We start from the raw sequence: 16818 nt of genomic DNA on the forward strand, positions 1-16818 counted from the left end.
CCCGTGCCGCCCGGCACCCTGCGCTCCGGTCCGGTTGCCGCGGTCGCCCTCTGGTGGGGTGGCCGCAGCGGCCTTCAGGCGGCGATCCTGGCGCTCGTGCTGCTGGGCGGCTTCCTGCTCGGCTCCAACACGCTGGCGAACATGGAGCGCTTCGGCATCACGCCGGGCTTCGCCTTCCTCGTCCGCCCGGCGGGATTCGAGATCGGCGAGGCACTGCTCGATTACCGGCCGCAGGACAGCTACGCGCTGGCCCTGCTGGTCGGGCTGCTGAACACCGTCAAGGTCGCGGTGGCCGGCTGCCTGATCGCCACCGTCCTCGGCGTGCTGCTGGGGGTGGCGCGGCTGTCCGGCAACGCACTGCTGTCGGGGCTGGTGCAGGGCTATGTCGAACTGGTCCGCAGCACGCCGCTGCTGCTGCAACTCTTCTTCTGGAGCGCCACCTTCCAGGCGCTGCCTTCCCCACGCCAGGCGCTGAACCCGCTGCCGGGCGTGTTCCTGTGCAACCGCGGCATCCAGCTGCCCGCCTTCGCCGACGGACGGGCGGGCGGATGGCTGCTCGCGGCCATCGCGCTGGCGCTGGCGCTCACCCTTGCCGGGAGCGTTCTGCGCCGGCGCCTCGGGCGGCGGGATGCGCTGTCGGGGGTGGTACTCGCCACGGCCGCATGCGGCCTGCCCGTCGCGCTGCTGCTGGCGTCGGGCGCACCGTTGCAGGTCGAGGTTCCTGAACTGGCCGGCTTCAATTTCAGCGGCGGGACGACGGTGTCGCCGGAATTCTCCGCCCTGCTGGTCGGGCTGGTCGTCAACGCCGCGGCGATGATCGCGGAGATCGTGCGCAGCGGCATCCAGGCGGTGCCGGCCGGACAATGGGAGGCCGCCCGCGCGCTGGGCCTGCCGCGCCGCCGGATCATGCGGCTGGTGGTGCTGCCCCAGGCCATGCGGGTGATCGTGCCGCTGCTGACCTCCAGCTATCTCAACCTGACCAAGAATTCGAGCCTCGCCGTCGCGATCGGCTTCCCGGATCTGGTCAGCGTCATCAACACCAGCGCCAACCAGACGGGTCAGGTGCTGGAAACCATGGCGATCATGATGGGCGCCTATCTGACGGTGAACCTCGCAGTCTCGGCGGCGATGAACCTGTACAACCGCCGGCTGGCGGCAAGGGGGGCGCGATGACCGACGGCGTTCTGCAAAGCGCCCCGCCCCTCACCTCGCCGCAGCCGCGCTGGCAGCGCCTGTGGGCCGGCCTGTTCGGCACGCCGCTGAATGCCGCGGTGACGCTCTGCTGCCTCGCCCTTCTCGGCTGGGCCGTGCCGCCGCTGCTGCGCTGGACCCTGCTGGATGCCGTGTGGGTGGGGCCCGCCGACCGCTGCGCCGACGCGGCCGGCGCCTGCTGGGCCTTCATCGGCGAGAAGCTGCGCTACATCCTGTTCGGCTTCTACGACCAGGACCGGCAGTGGCGCCCGGCGGCGGCCGGCGCCATCCTGCTGGCGCTGGCCGGGATCAGCGGCATGCCGCTGTTCTGGCGGCGGACGACGCTGTGGCTGTGGCTCTTCGGGCTGGCCGCCGCGCTTGTGCTGCTGACCGGCGGACCCGGCGGGCCGGCGGTGCCGACCGAGCGCTGGAGCGGCCTGCCGGTCAGCCTGCTGCTCGCCGTTGTCGGACTGGTCGGCGCCTTCCCGCTGGCGGTGCTGCTGGCGCTCGCCCGGCGCAGTTCCATGGGCGGGGTGCGGACGCTGGCCGTCCTGTTCATCGAGGTGACGCGCGGCGTGCCGCTGATCGCGGTGCTTTACGTCGCGACCCTGCTGCTGCCGCTGATGTTGCCCGCCGGTGCCGCCATCGACAAGCTGCTGCGGGCGCAGATCGCGATCATCCTGTTCGTCTCCGCCTATCTGGCCGAGATCATCCGCGCCGGGCTTCAAGCCATCCCGGCGGGTCAGTATGAAGCCGCCCAGGCGCTGGGGCTCGGCTACTGGCAGTCGATGCGGCTGGTGATCCTGCCGCAGGCGCTGCGGACGGTGATCCCCTCCATCGTGACCCTGGCGATCGGCCTGTTCCAGGACACCACGCTGATCATCGTCATCGGCCTGTTCGACCTGCTGAACACCGCGCGCACCGCCGCCAAGGACCCGGCCTGGCTGGGATTCTACGACGAGGCGTTCGGCTTCGCGGCGCTGATCTACCTGACGGTCTGCGTGATCGCGTCGCGCTACAGCCTGTGGCTGGAGCGCCGGCTGCGACGGTGAGCTGCGAAGGGTTCCGGGCGCAGTTGGAGCCGCTCGACCCGCGCATCCCCATCGACCGGGTCCCGGCGCGGCATCTTCGGCCGTCAAACACCCGGACCGCACCAGAACATCCTTTCACGGGCGTGATCGCGGGGAGTCTTCGGAAGAACCCTTCGAGGGGCACGCGCTAACCTCGGCCGGCACTCCTGCACGATCTGAAAGGATGCAAGATGCTGAGGATGGACCGTTTATCCACGACGCTGGTCCGGCTGACCATGGACAGGCCGCCCGCCAATGCGCTCTCCTTCGACCTGATCCAGGCGCTGGCGGACGATCTCGCCCGGTTCGGGGCGGAAGCCGATGCGCCGGCCGTGATCCTGACCGGGGCCGGCGAGCGCTTCTTCAGTGCCGGCGGCGACATTCGCGAAATCGTCGCCAGGGCGGACGCCGCGGTCCCGCGCATGCGCGCCTTCCACCGGCTGCTCGTCGCGCTCGAAGGCTACCGCTGCCCGCTGCTGTGCGCCGTCAACGGCTATGCGGTGGGCGGGGCGCTGGAGCTGGTTCTGTTCGCGGACCATGTCGTGGCGAGCGAAGGGGCCAAATTCGGCTTTCCCGAAATCAACCATGGGCTGCTTCCCGCCGCGAAGGGCATGCGGCAGGCGATGGACCGCCTCGGGCGCCGGGCTGCCGAGCGTCTCCTCTATTCCGGGGATCTCGTTTCGGCGCAGGAGGCGAAGGCGATGGGCCTCGTCGATGACGTCGTCGGTTTCAGCGATTTGCAGGACCGGACCCGTGCCGTCGCCGAGACGCTTCGCCGCAAGGACATGCATCTGTTCTCGGCGATCAAACGGACCTTCGCCGATGCGCCGCGGATGACCGACGAGGAGCTTGAAGTGCGCACGCTCGACGACATGCAGGATTACCTGAGCCGCGGCGAGACGGCCGCGGCGCGTGACCGGTTCCTCCAGCGCAAGGCGGGGCAGCAGCATGGCTGACGGCGATCATCTCCGGCTTGAGTTCATGACCTCGCCCGAGGTCGCTCTCGCCATCGCGGGCGGCACCCGGACCATCGTCATCCCCTGCGGGGCGGTGGAGCAGCACGGGCCGCACCTGACCCTCAGCGTCGATGCCGACCATGCGGAGCATCTCGGCATCCTGGTGGCGAAGGGTGTGGGACGCGCGCTGGTGGCGCCGACCATCAGGGTCGGCTGTTCGTCCCACCATCTGGCATTTCCCGGCACGATCTCGTTGCAGGACAGCACCTTCGAAATGATCTGCCGGGATTACTGCACCAGCCTGGCGCGACATGGGTTCGAGCGCATTCTGATCTTCTCCGCCCATGTCGGCAATTCCCCGCCCTTGGCCAGGATGCTGCCGCGCTTGCGGTCGGCCGTGCCGGCCTCCTGCCGCGTCTTTGCCTTCACCGATGCGAAGGCGTGGCTGGAGTGCTGGCGCGATGCGGTGGAGGAGGCGGGCGGCGAGCCGATCAGGGTCGGCGGCCATGCCGATATCGCCGAAACCTCGCTGATGCTCGACATCCACCCCGGACGGGTGCGCACGGAACGCTACGAGGCCGGAAGACTGGGGCTGCTTTCGCAAGGCGATCTGGAGCTGATGTGGCGCGACGGGCTTGCGGCCGTCAGCGCCAACGGCATTCTCGGCGACCCCACCGGTTCCTCGGCGGCCATCGGCAGGCACTGCATCGAGCGCATCGCTTCGCTTCTCGTCGAGAGCTTTTCCCAGGACGAGCCAGTTTGACGGCGTACGGCCCCACGATCCGACCGGTCGTTCCTACACAAAATAATGTTCTGACCACACAGTCCTCATAGCGGATCTTCGGCAGGTTCTGCCGCCGGCTTCATGACAAGCTTCCAATCACCGAAGAGGCATCCCAAACAAACCCGAGAGGGCATCCAAATGGCAGTCAAGTTCGGCTTCTGGTCCGAGCAGGAAACTCTGGTCGGCCAAAGCTATTCGCGCCGGCTTCATGAGCTTGTCGAAGAGGCGGTGTTTGCCGAGAAGATGGGTTTCGACATCGTCAGCCTGTCCGAGCAGCATGTCGCCTTGGGCGGGATCTCCAGCTCGGCCCCCGAAGTCGTGTATGGCTACCTCGCGGCGGTGACGTCCCGCATCCGGCTGAGGCCGGCGGTTTCGCTGATGCCCAAGAAGATCAACCACGCGCTGCGCACGGCGGAACGGGCCGCCGTCACCGACATCCTGTCCAACGGCCGCATGGAGCTGTATTGCGGCCGTGCCAACACCACCATCGCCATGCGCGCCTTCAATGTGGAGCCCGCGGAAACGCTCGAGCAGATGGAAGAGGGGATCGCGCTGATCCGCGAAGCCTTCAGCAAGGACATCTTCACCTTCGAGGGCAAGCATTACCAGGTTCCGCCGCGCATGCTGGTGCCGAAGCCGGTCCAGAAGCCCTATCCGCTGATGGGCATCGCGGCGACCAGCGAGCGCAGCCATGTCTGGGCGGCCCGCCAGGGGCTCGCCGTCCTCAGCCACACGCTATACCAGGGCTGGGACGCCCAGGCGAAGATGGTCGAAGCCTACCGGTCGAACTGGCAGCGGGATCCGAACGGCCCGCTCGACCGTCCGCGTCTCGGCATGCCGGTGTTCCTCGGGATCGCCGAAACCGATCAGGCGGCGAAGGACATCTATGCCGAGCCGCTGATGCAGTACGCCCGCATCTCGACCGACGCCTATCCGCGGCTGGCGAAGATCGCCGACGACTACGCCTACATGGGGGAAGGGCTGGAGGCGCTCCAGCGCGCGGCCACCGACTGGGATTATCTCCTGAACGATTCCGCCAGCCTGGTTTGCGGCAGCCCGGATACCGTCATCCGCCAGTTGGAACGCTTCATCGAAACCGGCGCCGAGGAAATCCTGTTCCACATCGACTCTGTTTCGCACGCCGAGATCATGAAGGCCATCGAACTGGTCGGACGCCATGTCATCCCGCATTTCAACGACCGCAACAATGTGGTGCGTCCGACCGACGAGATCCTCGACCAGATCCGCCGGATGCGGACGGTGAACGCCTCGGCCTGATCCCCTCTCGACCGATCTGAAGAGAGTCTCCCATGACCGACAAGACCTATAGGGGCCTGCTCGTCGAGAAACGCGCGAGCGGCGTGGCCATCGTCACCCTGAACCGGCCGGAAATCCTCAACGCCATCGACTGGCCGATGCATTCCGCGCTGGAAGAGCTGTTCGCGGACCTCGACAACGACCGGGCGGTCAAGGCCGTCGTCCTGACCGGTGCCGGTCGCGGTTTCTGCTCCGGCGGCGATCAGACTGCGCTCGATGACGATCTGGGGCCGATTTCGCCCACCCGTTCCGGGCGCCATCTCATCCGCAACATACTCGAGTTGGAATGCCCGCTGATCGCCGCGGTCAACGGCGTCGCCGTCGGGCTGGGCGCCACGCTCGCCCTGTTCTGCGATGTCGTCTTCGCCGAGCCCGCTGCCCGCTTCGCCGACACGCATGTGACGGCCGGCGTCGTCGCCGGAGACGGCGGCGCGGTGATCTGGCCGCTGCTTCTGGGGCCGGTGCGGGCAAAGCATTATCTGATGACCGGCGACTTCATTTCGGCGGAGGAGGCGGCAGCGGCCGGCATGATCAACAGGGTCGTGCCGGAAGGAACCGTCGTCGGGCATGCGGTCCGCTACGCCGAGATGCTGGCATCCGGCCCCCGCGACGCCATCGTCTGGACCAAATACGCCGTCAACAAGCTGATCAAGGAGCAGGTGCACCTGAATCTCGACACCGCCGGCGCGCTCGAGATGCTCACCTTCCACAGCCCGGAGCGCAAGGAGGCCGTCGCCGCCTTCCGCGAGAAGCGCAAACGCTTTGCAGAAGGCGGCAATTGAGATGGGCGGGCCGCAGTCCTTGTTCCCGCCCGTCCTGTCCCCGCCCGTCCTGCCCCCGATTGCCTCGTCCTCGATTGCCGCATCCGCCATCGACCCTCCACCGGCCGCGCATGAGGACGCGACGCTGCCGTCTCTGCTGCGCGACCGCCGGGACGGCAGGGGCGAAGCCGTGGCGTTTTTCCAGAAGCGTGCCGGCACGTGGCACGCCACGACCTGGGGTGAATTCGCCAGGGATGCCGCGGCGCTTTCACGTGCCCTCCTCGATCATGGTCTGGAGAGGGGGGACCACGTCGCCATCATGGGCGACATCTCGCAGGACTGGGTGATCGCCTACATGGCGACGGTCTGTGCCGGCGGCGTGGCGGTCGGGATCTATTTCACCTCTTCGACGGAGGAGGTGGAGTATTTCCTGGAGGATTCCGGGAGCAAATTCGCCTTCGTCGCCGGAGAGAAGGAACTCGCCATCCTTCTCCGCAGCCGGCAGGCGGAGAGCTTGAAGAAGATCGTGGTCTTCGACCCGGCGGTTCCGTCATCGAAGACCATCGTCTCGCTGCCGCGGTTTTCCGCCTCGTCGTCGTCCGATTGTTCGTCGCTGCTCGACGAGCACGCCGGCAAGGCGCGGGCGCAAGACAATGCCAGCATCGTCTACACCTCCGGCACGACCGGCAATCCCAAGGGCGCGATCCTCACCCATCGGTCGCTGATCGAAGGGCTGATGACCACCCGAGGCTTTTGCCCGGCGCTTTTCCGCGAACCCCAGCGGGTGGTCGTCCATCTCCCGCTCTCCCATGTCGTCGGGCTCGGGCAGGGCATCGTTCTTCCCCTCATCAGCGAGGTCACGCCTTATTTCGGCGAGACCGGAGCGGATTTCGCGACGACGATCCGCGACGTGAGGCCGACCTATTGGATGGCGCCGCCGCGCTTCTATCAGCGCTACGCCGCCGAACTGATCAGCAGGATCAATGCGTCGGCCACGGTCGGCAAGAGATCCTACCGCTTCGCGATGTCCATCGCCCAGAAGGCGCTGGCGGACCGGCAGGCGGACGGCCCGGACGATCCCTTTCTCCAGGCGATTTTCGCGACCTGCCGCGAACAGGTCTTCCTGCCGCTCCTGGCGGAGATCGGGCTCGATCAGCTGAGATACCCCTACACCGCCTCCGCGCCGATGCCGCCGGACGTCGTGAAGCTGTGGCAGACCTGGGGGGTGAACCTCAAGGAGGTCTACGGGCAGACCGAACTGGTCGGAGCGAACACCGGGCAGATACGGGACTGGTCGAAACCCGGCACCATCGGCGTTCCGATTGCCGATCCGCGCTGGAAGACGAGGATCGCCGGCGACGGCGAAATGCTGGTGACGGGACCCGGCCTGTTCACGGGCTATCTGAACAAGCCCGACGACACGCTGGAGGCTCTGCGCGACGGATGGCTCCACACCGGCGACATCGTCGAGGTGCGGCCCGATGGCCAGCTGGCGATCATCGACCGGAAAAAGGAGATCATCAACACCTCCGGCGGCAAGTCGATCAGTCCGGCGCAGATCGAGAACGAGTTGCGGCGAAGCCCCTACATCTCGGAAGCCGCGGTCTGCGGCGACGGGCGGAAATACCTCGTGGCGCTGATCGAGGTCGACCGCATCGCGATGACCGACTGGGTGAAGGGACGGAATGAAACGATCGACGACTACGCGGATTTCTGTTCGTCGGAAGCGGTCATCCACCTGATCGAGGCGGAGGTCGCAAAGGCGAACCAGAGGCTGGCGCCCGTCGAGCAGATAAAATCGTTCCGCATCCTTCCCGAAGAACTGTCGGCGGAAAACGGCGTCATGACGGCAACCCGGAAAAAGCGGCGCAAGGTGCTGAACGAGCGTTACGCGGCGCTGATCGATTCGCTCTACGACGACTCCGAGGATTCGCTGATCCGTCAGGCGCTGTCCAACCTGTGATGCGGTGATCGGAGGAAGATCATGACGATGCTGCCCTGCCCCCCACGCCATCCATTTCTGTCCTCCACGGCGGAGATCATCGAAGAGGCCCGCAACGGCCGAATGTTCATCCTCGTCGACGACGAGGATCGGGAGAACGAGGGCGATCTCGTGATCCCGGCGCAGATGGCGACGCCCGAGGCGATCAACTTCATGGCGTCGCATGGCAGGGGCCTGATCTGTCTGGCGCTCGGCAAGGAGCGGATCGACCAGCTCGGCCTCAGATTGATGAGCGCGGAGAACGGCACCCGCCACCAGACCGCCTTCACCGTTTCCATCGAGGCGCGCGAGGGGGTGTCCACCGGCATCTCCGCGGCGGACCGCGCGCGGACGGTGGCGGTGGCAATCGACGCGGCCAGGGGACCGGAGCATATCGTCTCGCCGGGGCATGTCTTTCCCCTGGTTTCCCGGCCCGGCGGCGTGCTGGTCCGGGCAGGACATACCGAGGCGGCGGTGGACGTGGCGCGCCTTGCCGGCCTCAACCCGTCGGGCGTGATCTGCGAGATCATGAAGGAGGACGGGACGATGGCCCGCCTCGACGATCTCGTCGCCTTCGCCCGGCGTCACGGGCTCAAGATCGGCACGATCCGCGACTTGATCGCCTTCCGCCGCCGCCACGATCACGAGGTCGAGCGTGTCGTCACCACGAAATTCGACAGCCGATGGGGCGGCGAGTGGAGCGCCATCACCTTCCGCATCAAGGCCATCGAGACGGAAGCGATTGCGCTGGTGAAGGGCGTGATCGACGACAGGCCGACCCTGGTGCGCATGCATGCGCTGGACATCCTGTCGGACGTGCTCGGCCAGACCGGCGACCGCTGCGACATCGTCGCCCGGTCCATGCAGGAGATCGCCGCCGAAGGGAGGGGCGTGATCGTGCTATTCAACCGCGATGTGCCGCTCTCGCAGCTTCTTCGGGTGAAGGCGGGGGAGCCGTTCGTCGACAAGGCGGAACTGCGCAACTATGGCGTCGGCGCCCAGGTCCTCGCGGATCTCGGCATTCACGACATGATCCTCCTGTCGAACTCGCAGCATGTCCCGGTGGCACTCCGGGGCTATGGCCTGAACATCGTGGAGCACCGGATGCTGCCGGTCACCCCTGCCCCGTAGCGCAGCGTCCACACAGGTGCCGAACGGCCTATCCCGCTGAGCCGGCGGCATGCCCTTCCACCGCCTTGCGTGAGGTTCACCATGTCAGGACAAGATTTATCCGTTGCGGAACATGTGGAGACGGCCGTTTTCAAAAATGCGTTGCGGGCCATTGTGGGGTCGGTGTCGATCGTGGCGTCGGGCCAGGGTGCCGACAGGCGTGGCCTGACCGTCACCGCCGCGGTTTCCCTGTGCGTCGATCCGCCGATGGTTCTTGCCTGCATCAACCGCAGTGCCGAGGCCCACGACGTCATTCTCCGGACCGGCGCCTTTTCCTGGAACGTCCTGTCCGCCGATCAGATCCAGCTGGCGGAACGCTTCGCGGCGCTGGACGGCAGCAAGGGCGCCTCCCGCTTCTCCCCCGCCGACTGGGGCGAGGGGGTTACCGGGGTTCCGGTTCTTCGTGAATCCGTTTGCAGCTTCGATTGCAGACTGCAGGACAGCGTGGAAGTCGCCACCCATACGATCATGATCGGTGCCGTTGTCGGCCAGACCCACAATCAGGACAAGGTTCCGCTGATTTACTCGTTGGGCAGGTTCGGCCGAATCGAACATTTTGAATCCGCCAAATAGGACAGATTTTCCGCGTTTCCAACATCACATTCTTTATTTTGTCCGGTGACGAATCCTGTCTTCCGCAAGGGGAGAGGGATATTCGAAGGAGAGCCTTGCCGCTCCACCCTCGGATGCGATTGCCCTGCATCAGGGGCAATGCCGAGTTCCTTCAAGGAAAAATGGAAGACCGAACCCTGGCCCGTCCGAAGAGATCGGGGAAGGACTTCCTTGTCTCAACTCCAATAAATCTTCGCAGGGAGCAAAGATGGGGGACGTAATTCTGCCGGCACCTCGTGCCGCGTGGTGGACAAGCCTTGGCATCAGCCGGAAAGCGGCGATCCTTGCCGCCTTGTCGATCTCCTGGCCGGCCCATGCCTGGGAATTCAAGGAAGGAGACTGGTCGGGGGGCATCCGGGCCGTCGTTACCGTCGGAACGGCCATCCGCGCCAGTCCCATCGATCCGTCCCTGGTTCCCGCCGGTGACGGCGCACGGCTCCGGCTTGACCATGCGGCGCCGGGCGGCGTCAATTCCGACGACGGGAACCTGAACTATCGCAGGGGAGACCCGGTTTCCAGCGTCGCCAAGGGGCTGGTCGAGTTCGAGGCCAACAACGCCGACGGCTGGGGCGTCTTCACCCGCGTGAAGGGCTGGTACGACCACACGCTTGCCGAGGGGCATGTCGCGCTGGGCAATCTGCCGAACGATTATGCCGGCGGTCCCTTGTCCGACCGCGGCTTTTCGCAGGGCGCCAAGTTCCGCGGCATCTCCCTTGCCGATGCCTACGTCAAGGGGCAGTTCTCCGCCGGCGGGCTCCCGGTCTCCGTCAAGGCGGGCCAGCAGACCGTCGACTGGGGACCGGCCTTCACAATTCCCGGCGGCCTCCGCGACATCAACCCGCGCGACTTCGCGGCCTTGTCCCGGCCGGGCTTGCAGCCGCAGGAGGGAGCGAAACCGTTCCTGGCGCTGTCGGGCAAAATCAACCTCTCGTCAGCCGCAAGCCTCGAAATCTTCTATCAGCTGCTGTCGGCGACATCGACGCAGCCCGGTTGCGGAACATTCGCCGCCACCGCCGATTACGCTTCGCCGGGGTGCGACAGGGTCATGGTGTCCAATGCCTTGTCATCCGCCGACGGGCTGGCGACCGAGCGGTTCCTGAAGCGTGGCAGCGACGGGACGGCGGGCGATGCCGGCCAGTTCGGTATCGGCGGCTCCTATCTGGTGCCGGACATCGGCACCCGGTTTTCGCTCCATTTCACCAACGTCCACGCCCGGACCGGCTATGTCGAGGCCGACCGGACCGGCCGGAGCGGCGCCATCTTCCTGCCGGGAGATCCGGACGGTTTGAATCCGGCTTATCGCTTCCAGTACCCCAAGAACATCCGAATGCTGTCCGGCAGCTTCGCCACCAGCGTTCCCACGATGAAACTGCGGGTCGCCGGCGAACTCGATCATAAATTCAACCAGCCGCTCGCCTTCAACGCCCCCGATCTTTTGCAGGCGGCCGTGAGCGAAACCGGGGTGCTGGCGCGGGATTTCGCCCTGGTGCCCCGGGGCGGGCCGTTCGCCGGTTACGAGCGCTTTCACGTCACCCAGGGGCAGCTCGCCGCGTCGGGCGACATCGGCAGCGTGATCGGCGGCACCCTGACCCTCGGCGGCGAGGTCGGCGCCAAATATGTCCACGATCTGCCGGACCCCAATTTCCGCCGCTATGGCCGGTCGGACATCTTCGGAACCGGCCCCAACAACGGCGTCTGCGCGGCCGGCGCCGATCCCAAGGCCTGCACCACCAAGGGCTTCGTGACGCCGTTCTCATGGGGCTATCGCCTGCAGGCGAGCCTGAGCTATCAGGACATTCTGCCGGGGGTGACCCTCAAGCCGTCCGTCGCCTTCGCCCACGATGTCAACGGGACATCCTATGACGGCGCGTTCAATCAGGGGCGCCAGATCCTCCGGCTCGCCTTCGATGGCACGGTCAAGGACAGCTATCTCTTCAACCTGACCTACCAGACGACCCTCGCCGGCCCCTACGACCCGCGCGCCGACCGTGACGTGTTTCTCATCAGCACGGGCGTCAAACTCTGATCGCATGCCGAGCCGTATGCCGGCCGCCCCCCATTCCCAGCACCTCCCGACACCGCGTTCCGACCGAAACCGACCCGGCCCCCCCTGGGCCCGGTCTTGTTGGAGACTGCCGTATGACCGACGACGCAACGACCACGGTGTCGGTGCCGCAGCCGAAACCGCAGCCAAAGCCGATGGGCATGTCGATCCACCATCGGCGCTATGCCCTGACCATGCTGTTCCTCGTCTACATGCTGAATTTCGTCGACCGTCAGATCGTCAACATCCTGGCGGAACCGATCAAGCGCGAACTCGGTCTCATGGACTGGCAGCTGGGATCCCTGACCGGACTGTCCTTCGCCATCTTCTACGCGACGCTGGCGCTTCCGATCGCGCGGTGGGCGGAGCGTGCGAACCGGGTCAGGATCGTCGCGCTGTCGGCGATCACCTGGAGCCTGTTCACGGCGGTCTGCGGCGTGGCCCAGAACTTCACCCAGCTGTTCCTCGCCAGGGTCGGCGTCGGTGTTGGAGAGGCGGGCTGCACGCCGGCATCCCAGTCGCTGATCAGCGATTACACGACACGGGAGAAGCGGGCCTCGGCACTGGCCTTCTTCTCAATGGGCATTCCGGCCGGTTCGCTGGTCGGGATGGTGGTCGGCGGCCTGATCGCGGACAGCCTCGGCTGGCGCGCCTCCTTCGCGCTGGTCGGGGTGCCCGGCATCGCCCTTGGGCTGCTGGCCTATTTCACGCTGCCCGAGCCGCGGACATTCTCCGTCGCGGCCAGCGGGACGCAAAGCACGCCCAGCCTGAGGGAGGCGCTGACCGAACTCGGCGGGAAGCGCACCTACATCTGGCTTACGGTCGCGATGGTGGCGATGAGCTTCGGGATTTACAGCAATCTTGCCTTTCAAAGCTCCCACTTCCTGCGCAATCACGCCGAAGGATTGGGCGTCCTGGCGGCCAGGCTGAACGACCTCACCGGGATCCAGCTGGGGCCCACCGGTTTCCTCGGTACGGTGCTGGGCCTGATCGTCGGCATCTGCGGAGCCGCCGGCACCTGGCTGGGCGGCCGGGCGACGGATCGCGCGGTGGCGCGCGGCAGCCTGAATGCCTACGCGACCATTCCGGCCGCCGCGGCCCTGTGCATGCCGTTCTCGCTTTTCGCGGCTTATCTCACCTCGAACACCGTGGCGGCACTTTGCCTGATGGGTTTGCCGATGATGCTGCAGTCCGTTTATTACGGCCCCATCTTTGCGGCGGTCCAAAGCCTGGTGCGTCCGCGCACCCGGGCAACGGCCACCGCCATCTTCCTGTTCTTCGCCAATCTGGTCGGGCTTGGCCTTGGACCGCTGTCGGTCGGCCTGATCAGCGATTTTCTCGCACGGTCGATGGGGTCCGGCGACGGCATCCGCTGGGCGCTGATCAGCACGTCGCTCGTCTATGTCCTGGCGGCGATGGCCTTCATGGCGGCGCGAAAGACCATCAGGCGGGACATCGTGAGCTGACAGGGTAAACAACGGCAGCCATCCGCGCGGGGACCGCAATCCCGGTCCCCGGCCGCACCGACGGCCCTCGATCCCGACAGTCGGATCGAGGGCCATCGGCATGAGAGCCGGCATGAGAAGGGCAACGCGGCATCAGTTCGTCGTGCCTTCGGCCCGATCCTGCAAATACCGGCGCGGAGGCTGTCCCATGTGTTTCCTGAACATGGCGGTAAACGCGCTCGGGGAATCGTATCCCAGTTCCTGGGAGATCGCCTGCACGGTGGCGCCCATCGACATCCGTTGGACGGCGATCACGATATGGAGTTGCTGGCGCCAGCGGCCGAACGACATTCCCGTCTGTTTCTGGATGAGCCGGGCCAGCGTGCGCTCGCTCATGGCGACCGTTGCCGCCCAGTCCCGTATGGTCCTGCGGTCGTCCGGCGCCTCCAGCAATTGGGCGGCGATGCGCTGGATCCTGGGATGGTTGGAAACCGGGAAGTGGAGCGGCTCCGCCTTCATCTGTGCAAGCTCATCCAGGATGACCTGGACCAGACGGCTCGTCGGACCCTCCAGGGGATAGAGCGGCGGCAGATTGGCCAGATGAAAGATCATCTCGCGCAGCATCGGACTGATCGAAAACGTCGCGCAGGACTCCGGCAGGGGTGAAATCCCCGGATTGATGAAGACGCAGTATGACCGGCCCTTGTCCGACATGGAAATGCTGTGGGGAATCTCTCCCGGAATCCACACCGCTCCATTGGATGGGACGATCCGAAGCCCGTCGAGCGTCCGGCACATGACCGAGCCTTCCGCCGCCACCACCAGCTGGCCTTTCCGGTGCCGGTGGATCGGCAGCTCGTCGTCATCCACATTGCGCCGGACAAGGAAGGAGACCAGCGGCCGGGCAAACTCGTCGGGATCCTCAGGGGTGAAGCTGATGCGCAGGCCGGTTGGATCCCACGCCATCGGGAGGGCATCGCCGGCCACCGGGGCTTCCGGCCACTTCGCACCAATCCGCGCACTCTTCGGCAATGTTGCGGCCTCCGTGCCGTTCGAAGCGGACCTCGGTCCGAGTTTGACAGTTTCGCGACATAAAATGGCAATCCCGTAGATTCTGCCATTGGTTGGGCTCGGATACACTCTGCCGTATGCACAGTCGAATGGCGGAAGGGAATGCGCGCTGCACTCAAATAGGATTGTTCCGCGGAATTTCCTGCCGTTCTTCGCTTCGGTTCCAGGACAGGCCGTCAAGACTACAACAGGGAGTCATCATGATGAACACGTTGACGCTCGACCGAACGGACATCAAGATCCTCAACGAGCTGCAAAAAGACGCAAACCTGACGAACGTCGAGCTTGCCGGCAGAATCAATCTTTCCCCCTCGCCCTGCCTCACGCGGGTGAAGAAGCTGGAGCAGACCGGCATCATCGACCGGCGGGTCACACTTCTGAATCCAAAGGTGATGGGGCTGGAAATCAATGCCTATATCCAGGTCAAGCTCGACAAGCAGCCGCAATTGGCGCTGGAGAATTTCCGCGACGCCGTCGAGCGGATTCCCGAGGTGATGGAATGCAACTGGATGACGGGCGACTGCGATTTCCTTCTGCGCGTGATCGTCCGGGATGTCGAGGAGCTGGAACATCTGATCGCCAGCAAACTGTCGAAAATAGAGTTCGTCTCCACCATCAGATCCAATCTGGTGCTGAAGCAGATCACCTATAAAACCGAGCTGCCGATCAGCACATCGCATGCAATAGTCATTCGCTTCTGACACAGTCCTCCGTGAAAGTGTCGCGGCGAGACGGAGGCCGGGATCGGTGACGACAGCGTCCGGCTTCGCGCGCTCGCCGTCGACTGGGAGGCATTGAACCCGGCCCCCTGCCGCTGCCACGGCCGGACGGCTCAGCCGTCGAGGTCGGTTCGGTCGCCCCGTGTCGTCGGGGACGACACGACGAGAAAATGCACGTCCGCGCCGCTGTCGTTCCGGGCCTGATGGCGGCTTCCCGGAGGAATCTCGATCCCGGACATCGCCGTGATCAGGTGGCGGGTTCCTTCCAGCTCCATCGCCAGTTCGCCGGAGAGCACGTAGAAGAACTGGCGCGCCTTGCCATGGACATGCCTGCGCTCCGCCGTGCCGGCCGGCATCCGCTCCTGAATGACCATCATGTCCGGAGAAGGGGAAAGCACCCATCCGTCGCAACGGTCCCCCCAGTGGTAATGCTCCGCGTTCTCAACGCTGCGCTTCACGGTCGCCTCCGGCCAACATCGGTTTTCCTCACTCTTCGGCTCGTGCCTGAGCATCGGGCAGACCGGATCGGCGCCCGTCACGAAGCCCCTTTCAAGGCTTTGGATCACAACGCCGCCATCCTGGGAAGTCCATTTCCGGATCCGGACCGCGAGGTTCCGTCACCGACGGGGGGCCGCTTGAATCCCTTCGCGTCACGTGTCACATTTGGGACGACACGTGACGGAGGATGCCATGCCCGCGGCCGGAGCCCACATGGAACGGGGTGAGACAGGCCCCTATCAGCGGGTCACCGACCTGCTCGGTGGTCCGCGGGTGTTCAAGCGCCCGGTGGTGACGCAGCTGGATGCCCACAACGCCATCAAGACCGGCTTGCCGGGCGGCGCGCTCTACCATCTCGTGACCCACCTGCGGGTCCTCAAGCCGGCGAGCATCGAGTCCGCCGTGGGGATGAGCGTGCGCACCTACCAGCGCCGCAGGGGCGCGCCGGACAAGCCGCTCAGCCCCGAGCAGGGTGGCCGGACCTGGAAGCTGGCCGAGATCCTGGCCCAGGCCTCCGAGGTCTTCGGCTCGCAGGAGGAGGCCGAGCAATGGCTGGAGCGTCCGGCCATCGGGCTGGACGACAACCGTCCGCTGGATCTGCTGGACACCCCCGCCGGGGTCGAAATGGTCGAGGATTACCTGGGGCGGATGGCTTCCGGGGTCTACACGTGACGCCGTTGCCGGCGGCGCTGGGCGGCACCGAGCTGGTCGCGTGGCGTCTCGACCCGGAGCCCTTCCGCACGAGCTGGGACAGCGGCGAAGGGGCCTACCGCTTCGGCGGGCGCTGGAACAGCAAGGGGGTCCGCGCCGTCTACTGCTCTCTCGACCCGGCGACCGCGATCCTGGAGGTGGCGGTGCACAAGGGCTTCAAGGCGTTGGACACGGTGCCGCATGTGCTGACGGCGCTGACCGTCACGGACCCCGCCGCGGTCCATGTGGTCACTCCGGCCGATGTGCCCAACCCCAACTGGCTCCGTCCGGGCATCCCCAGCGTCGGCCAGCAGCAGTTCGGCGATGCCGTGCTGAGTGGGCACAAATTCGTCCTGATCCCCAGCGCAGTGTCCCCGCACAGCTGGAACCTTCTGTTCGCCGCATCTCCGGCGGCGGGGGCGTACGGGATGCGCTCCCAGGAACGGTTTGCCCTGGACACGCGCCTGCACCCGCCACCACCCTGATGAGAGGGGAAAGCTCCGGACCCG

16 protein-coding genes are annotated in these 16818 nt (G+C 65.9%); 14 read left to right on the plus strand and 2 right to left on the minus strand.

Annotated features, from left to right (window positions below; all coding sequences use genetic code 11):
• Window positions 1–3 precede the first annotated feature (3 nt).
• The 11 genes from ABNQ40_RS33975 (at window position 4) to ABNQ40_RS34025 (ending at window position 13352) form a co-directional block, all read left to right on the plus strand.
• Complete coding sequence (locus tag ABNQ40_RS33975; RefSeq protein WP_247879712.1) at window positions 4–1173, plus strand: amino acid ABC transporter permease; 1170 nt, start codon at window positions 4–6, stop codon at window positions 1171–1173.
• Window positions 1170–2243 carry an amino acid ABC transporter permease gene (locus ABNQ40_RS33980; protein ID WP_109049186.1) on the plus strand — a complete coding sequence of 358 codons (1074 nt, stop codon included), beginning with the start codon at window positions 1170–1172 and terminating at the stop codon, window positions 2241–2243. The genes ABNQ40_RS33975 and ABNQ40_RS33980 overlap by 4 nt, the downstream gene beginning before the upstream one ends.
• Before the next feature lie 218 nt (window positions 2244–2461).
• Entirely contained in the window at window positions 2462–3217 is a 756-nt protein-coding gene (locus ABNQ40_RS33985; RefSeq protein WP_391349358.1) for an enoyl-CoA hydratase/isomerase family protein, read from the plus strand.
• Window positions 3210–3980 carry a creatininase family protein gene (locus tag ABNQ40_RS33990; protein ID WP_109049184.1) on the plus strand — a complete coding sequence of 257 codons (771 nt, stop codon included), beginning with the start codon at window positions 3210–3212 and terminating at the stop codon, window positions 3978–3980. Before ABNQ40_RS33985 ends, ABNQ40_RS33990 begins: the two co-directional genes overlap by 8 nt.
• Before the next feature lie 159 nt (window positions 3981–4139).
• Window positions 4140–5279: an LLM class flavin-dependent oxidoreductase gene (locus ABNQ40_RS33995; protein WP_109049183.1), complete on the plus strand. Its 1140-nt coding sequence runs from the start codon at window positions 4140–4142 to the stop codon at window positions 5277–5279.
• 32 nt (window positions 5280–5311) lie between these two features.
• Entirely contained in the window at window positions 5312–6100 is a 789-nt protein-coding gene (locus ABNQ40_RS34000) for an enoyl-CoA hydratase/isomerase family protein (protein WP_109049182.1), read from the plus strand.
• 136 nt (window positions 6101–6236) lie between these two features.
• A complete protein-coding gene (locus ABNQ40_RS34005) occupies window positions 6237–8042 on the plus strand; it encodes an AMP-dependent synthetase/ligase (RefSeq protein ID WP_391349447.1) in 1806 nt (601 codons plus the stop codon).
• Window positions 8043–8063: 21 nt separating this feature from the next.
• The gene (ribB, locus tag ABNQ40_RS34010; RefSeq protein ID WP_109049180.1) at window positions 8064–9191 is read left to right on the plus strand and encodes a 3,4-dihydroxy-2-butanone-4-phosphate synthase; all 1128 of its coding nucleotides are present in this window, start codon (window positions 8064–8066) and stop codon (window positions 9189–9191) included.
• An 81-nt stretch (window positions 9192–9272) separates the two neighbouring features.
• Window positions 9273–9803 carry a flavin reductase family protein gene (locus tag ABNQ40_RS34015; RefSeq protein ID WP_109049179.1) on the plus strand — a complete coding sequence of 177 codons (531 nt, stop codon included), beginning with the start codon at window positions 9273–9275 and terminating at the stop codon, window positions 9801–9803.
• 247 nt (window positions 9804–10050) lie between these two features.
• Complete coding sequence (locus ABNQ40_RS34020) at window positions 10051–11868, plus strand: DUF1302 domain-containing protein (RefSeq protein ID WP_109049178.1); 1818 nt, start codon at window positions 10051–10053, stop codon at window positions 11866–11868.
• Window positions 11869–11981: 113 nt separating this feature from the next.
• Complete coding sequence (locus ABNQ40_RS34025; RefSeq protein WP_109049177.1) at window positions 11982–13352, plus strand: MFS transporter; 1371 nt, start codon at window positions 11982–11984, stop codon at window positions 13350–13352.
• A gap of 132 nt (window positions 13353–13484) precedes the next feature.
• Here ABNQ40_RS34025 and ABNQ40_RS34030 read toward each other — a convergent pair whose 3' ends face one another.
• On the minus strand, window positions 13485–14297 hold the full coding sequence (locus ABNQ40_RS34030; RefSeq protein WP_391349449.1) for a helix-turn-helix domain-containing protein: 813 nt from the start codon (window positions 14295–14297) through the stop codon (window positions 13485–13487).
• Window positions 14298–14605: 308 nt separating this feature from the next.
• On the opposite strand from ABNQ40_RS34030, the gene ABNQ40_RS34035 reads away from it, so the two are divergent.
• On the plus strand, window positions 14606–15103 hold the full coding sequence (locus ABNQ40_RS34035) for an Lrp/AsnC family transcriptional regulator (RefSeq protein WP_109490860.1): 498 nt from the start codon (window positions 14606–14608) through the stop codon (window positions 15101–15103).
• Between the two features lie 131 nt (window positions 15104–15234).
• On the opposite strand, the gene ABNQ40_RS34040 is transcribed toward ABNQ40_RS34035, so the two are convergent.
• A complete protein-coding gene (locus ABNQ40_RS34040; RefSeq protein ID WP_109490859.1) occupies window positions 15235–15633 on the minus strand; it encodes a cupin domain-containing protein in 399 nt (132 codons plus the stop codon).
• A 178-nt stretch (window positions 15634–15811) separates the two neighbouring features.
• On the opposite strand from ABNQ40_RS34040, the gene ABNQ40_RS34045 reads away from it, so the two are divergent.
• On the plus strand, window positions 15812–16291 hold the full coding sequence (locus ABNQ40_RS34045) for an antitoxin Xre/MbcA/ParS toxin-binding domain-containing protein (protein WP_109049175.1): 480 nt from the start codon (window positions 15812–15814) through the stop codon (window positions 16289–16291).
• Window positions 16288–16794: an RES family NAD+ phosphorylase gene (locus ABNQ40_RS34050; RefSeq protein WP_109049174.1), complete on the plus strand. Its 507-nt coding sequence runs from the start codon at window positions 16288–16290 to the stop codon at window positions 16792–16794. The genes ABNQ40_RS34045 and ABNQ40_RS34050 overlap by 4 nt, the downstream gene beginning before the upstream one ends.
• The last annotated feature ends 24 nt before the right edge of the window (window positions 16795–16818 follow it).

This window comes from Azospirillum sp. A23, from assembly GCF_042938965.1.
Taxonomy (GTDB): domain Bacteria; phylum Pseudomonadota; class Alphaproteobacteria; order Azospirillales; family Azospirillaceae; genus Azospirillum; species Azospirillum melinis.

What these genes read in the sequence shown, in the direction of transcription:
- ABNQ40_RS33985 (WP_391349358.1), top strand. Translation starts at nt 2,462, where the DNA reads ATGGACCGTTTATCCACGACGCTGGTCCGGCTGACCATGGACAGGCCG.
- ABNQ40_RS34000 (WP_109049182.1), top strand. Translation starts at nt 5,312, where the DNA reads ATGACCGACAAGACCTATAGGGGCCTGCTCGTCGAGAAACGCGCGAGC.
- ribB (WP_109049180.1), top strand. Translation starts at nt 8,064, where the DNA reads ATGACGATGCTGCCCTGCCCCCCACGCCATCCATTTCTGTCCTCCACG.
- ABNQ40_RS33990 (WP_109049184.1), top strand. Translation starts at nt 3,210, where the DNA reads ATGGCTGACGGCGATCATCTCCGGCTTGAGTTCATGACCTCGCCCGAG.
- ABNQ40_RS34030 (WP_391349449.1), bottom strand. Translation starts at nt 14,297, where the DNA reads ATGGCGTGGGATCCAACCGGCCTGCGCATCAGCTTCACCCCTGAGGAT.
- ABNQ40_RS33995 (WP_109049183.1), top strand. Translation starts at nt 4,140, where the DNA reads ATGGCAGTCAAGTTCGGCTTCTGGTCCGAGCAGGAAACTCTGGTCGGC.
- ABNQ40_RS34015 (WP_109049179.1), top strand. Translation starts at nt 9,273, where the DNA reads ATGTCAGGACAAGATTTATCCGTTGCGGAACATGTGGAGACGGCCGTT.
- ABNQ40_RS34045 (WP_109049175.1), top strand. Translation starts at nt 15,812, where the DNA reads ATGCCCGCGGCCGGAGCCCACATGGAACGGGGTGAGACAGGCCCCTAT.
- ABNQ40_RS33980 (WP_109049186.1), top strand. Translation starts at nt 1,170, where the DNA reads ATGACCGACGGCGTTCTGCAAAGCGCCCCGCCCCTCACCTCGCCGCAG.
- ABNQ40_RS34035 (WP_109490860.1), top strand. Translation starts at nt 14,606, where the DNA reads ATGAACACGTTGACGCTCGACCGAACGGACATCAAGATCCTCAACGAG.
- ABNQ40_RS34040 (WP_109490859.1), bottom strand. Translation starts at nt 15,633, where the DNA reads ATGCTCAGGCACGAGCCGAAGAGTGAGGAAAACCGATGTTGGCCGGAG.
- ABNQ40_RS34025 (WP_109049177.1), top strand. Translation starts at nt 11,982, where the DNA reads ATGACCGACGACGCAACGACCACGGTGTCGGTGCCGCAGCCGAAACCG.
- ABNQ40_RS34020 (WP_109049178.1), top strand. Translation starts at nt 10,051, where the DNA reads ATGGGGGACGTAATTCTGCCGGCACCTCGTGCCGCGTGGTGGACAAGC.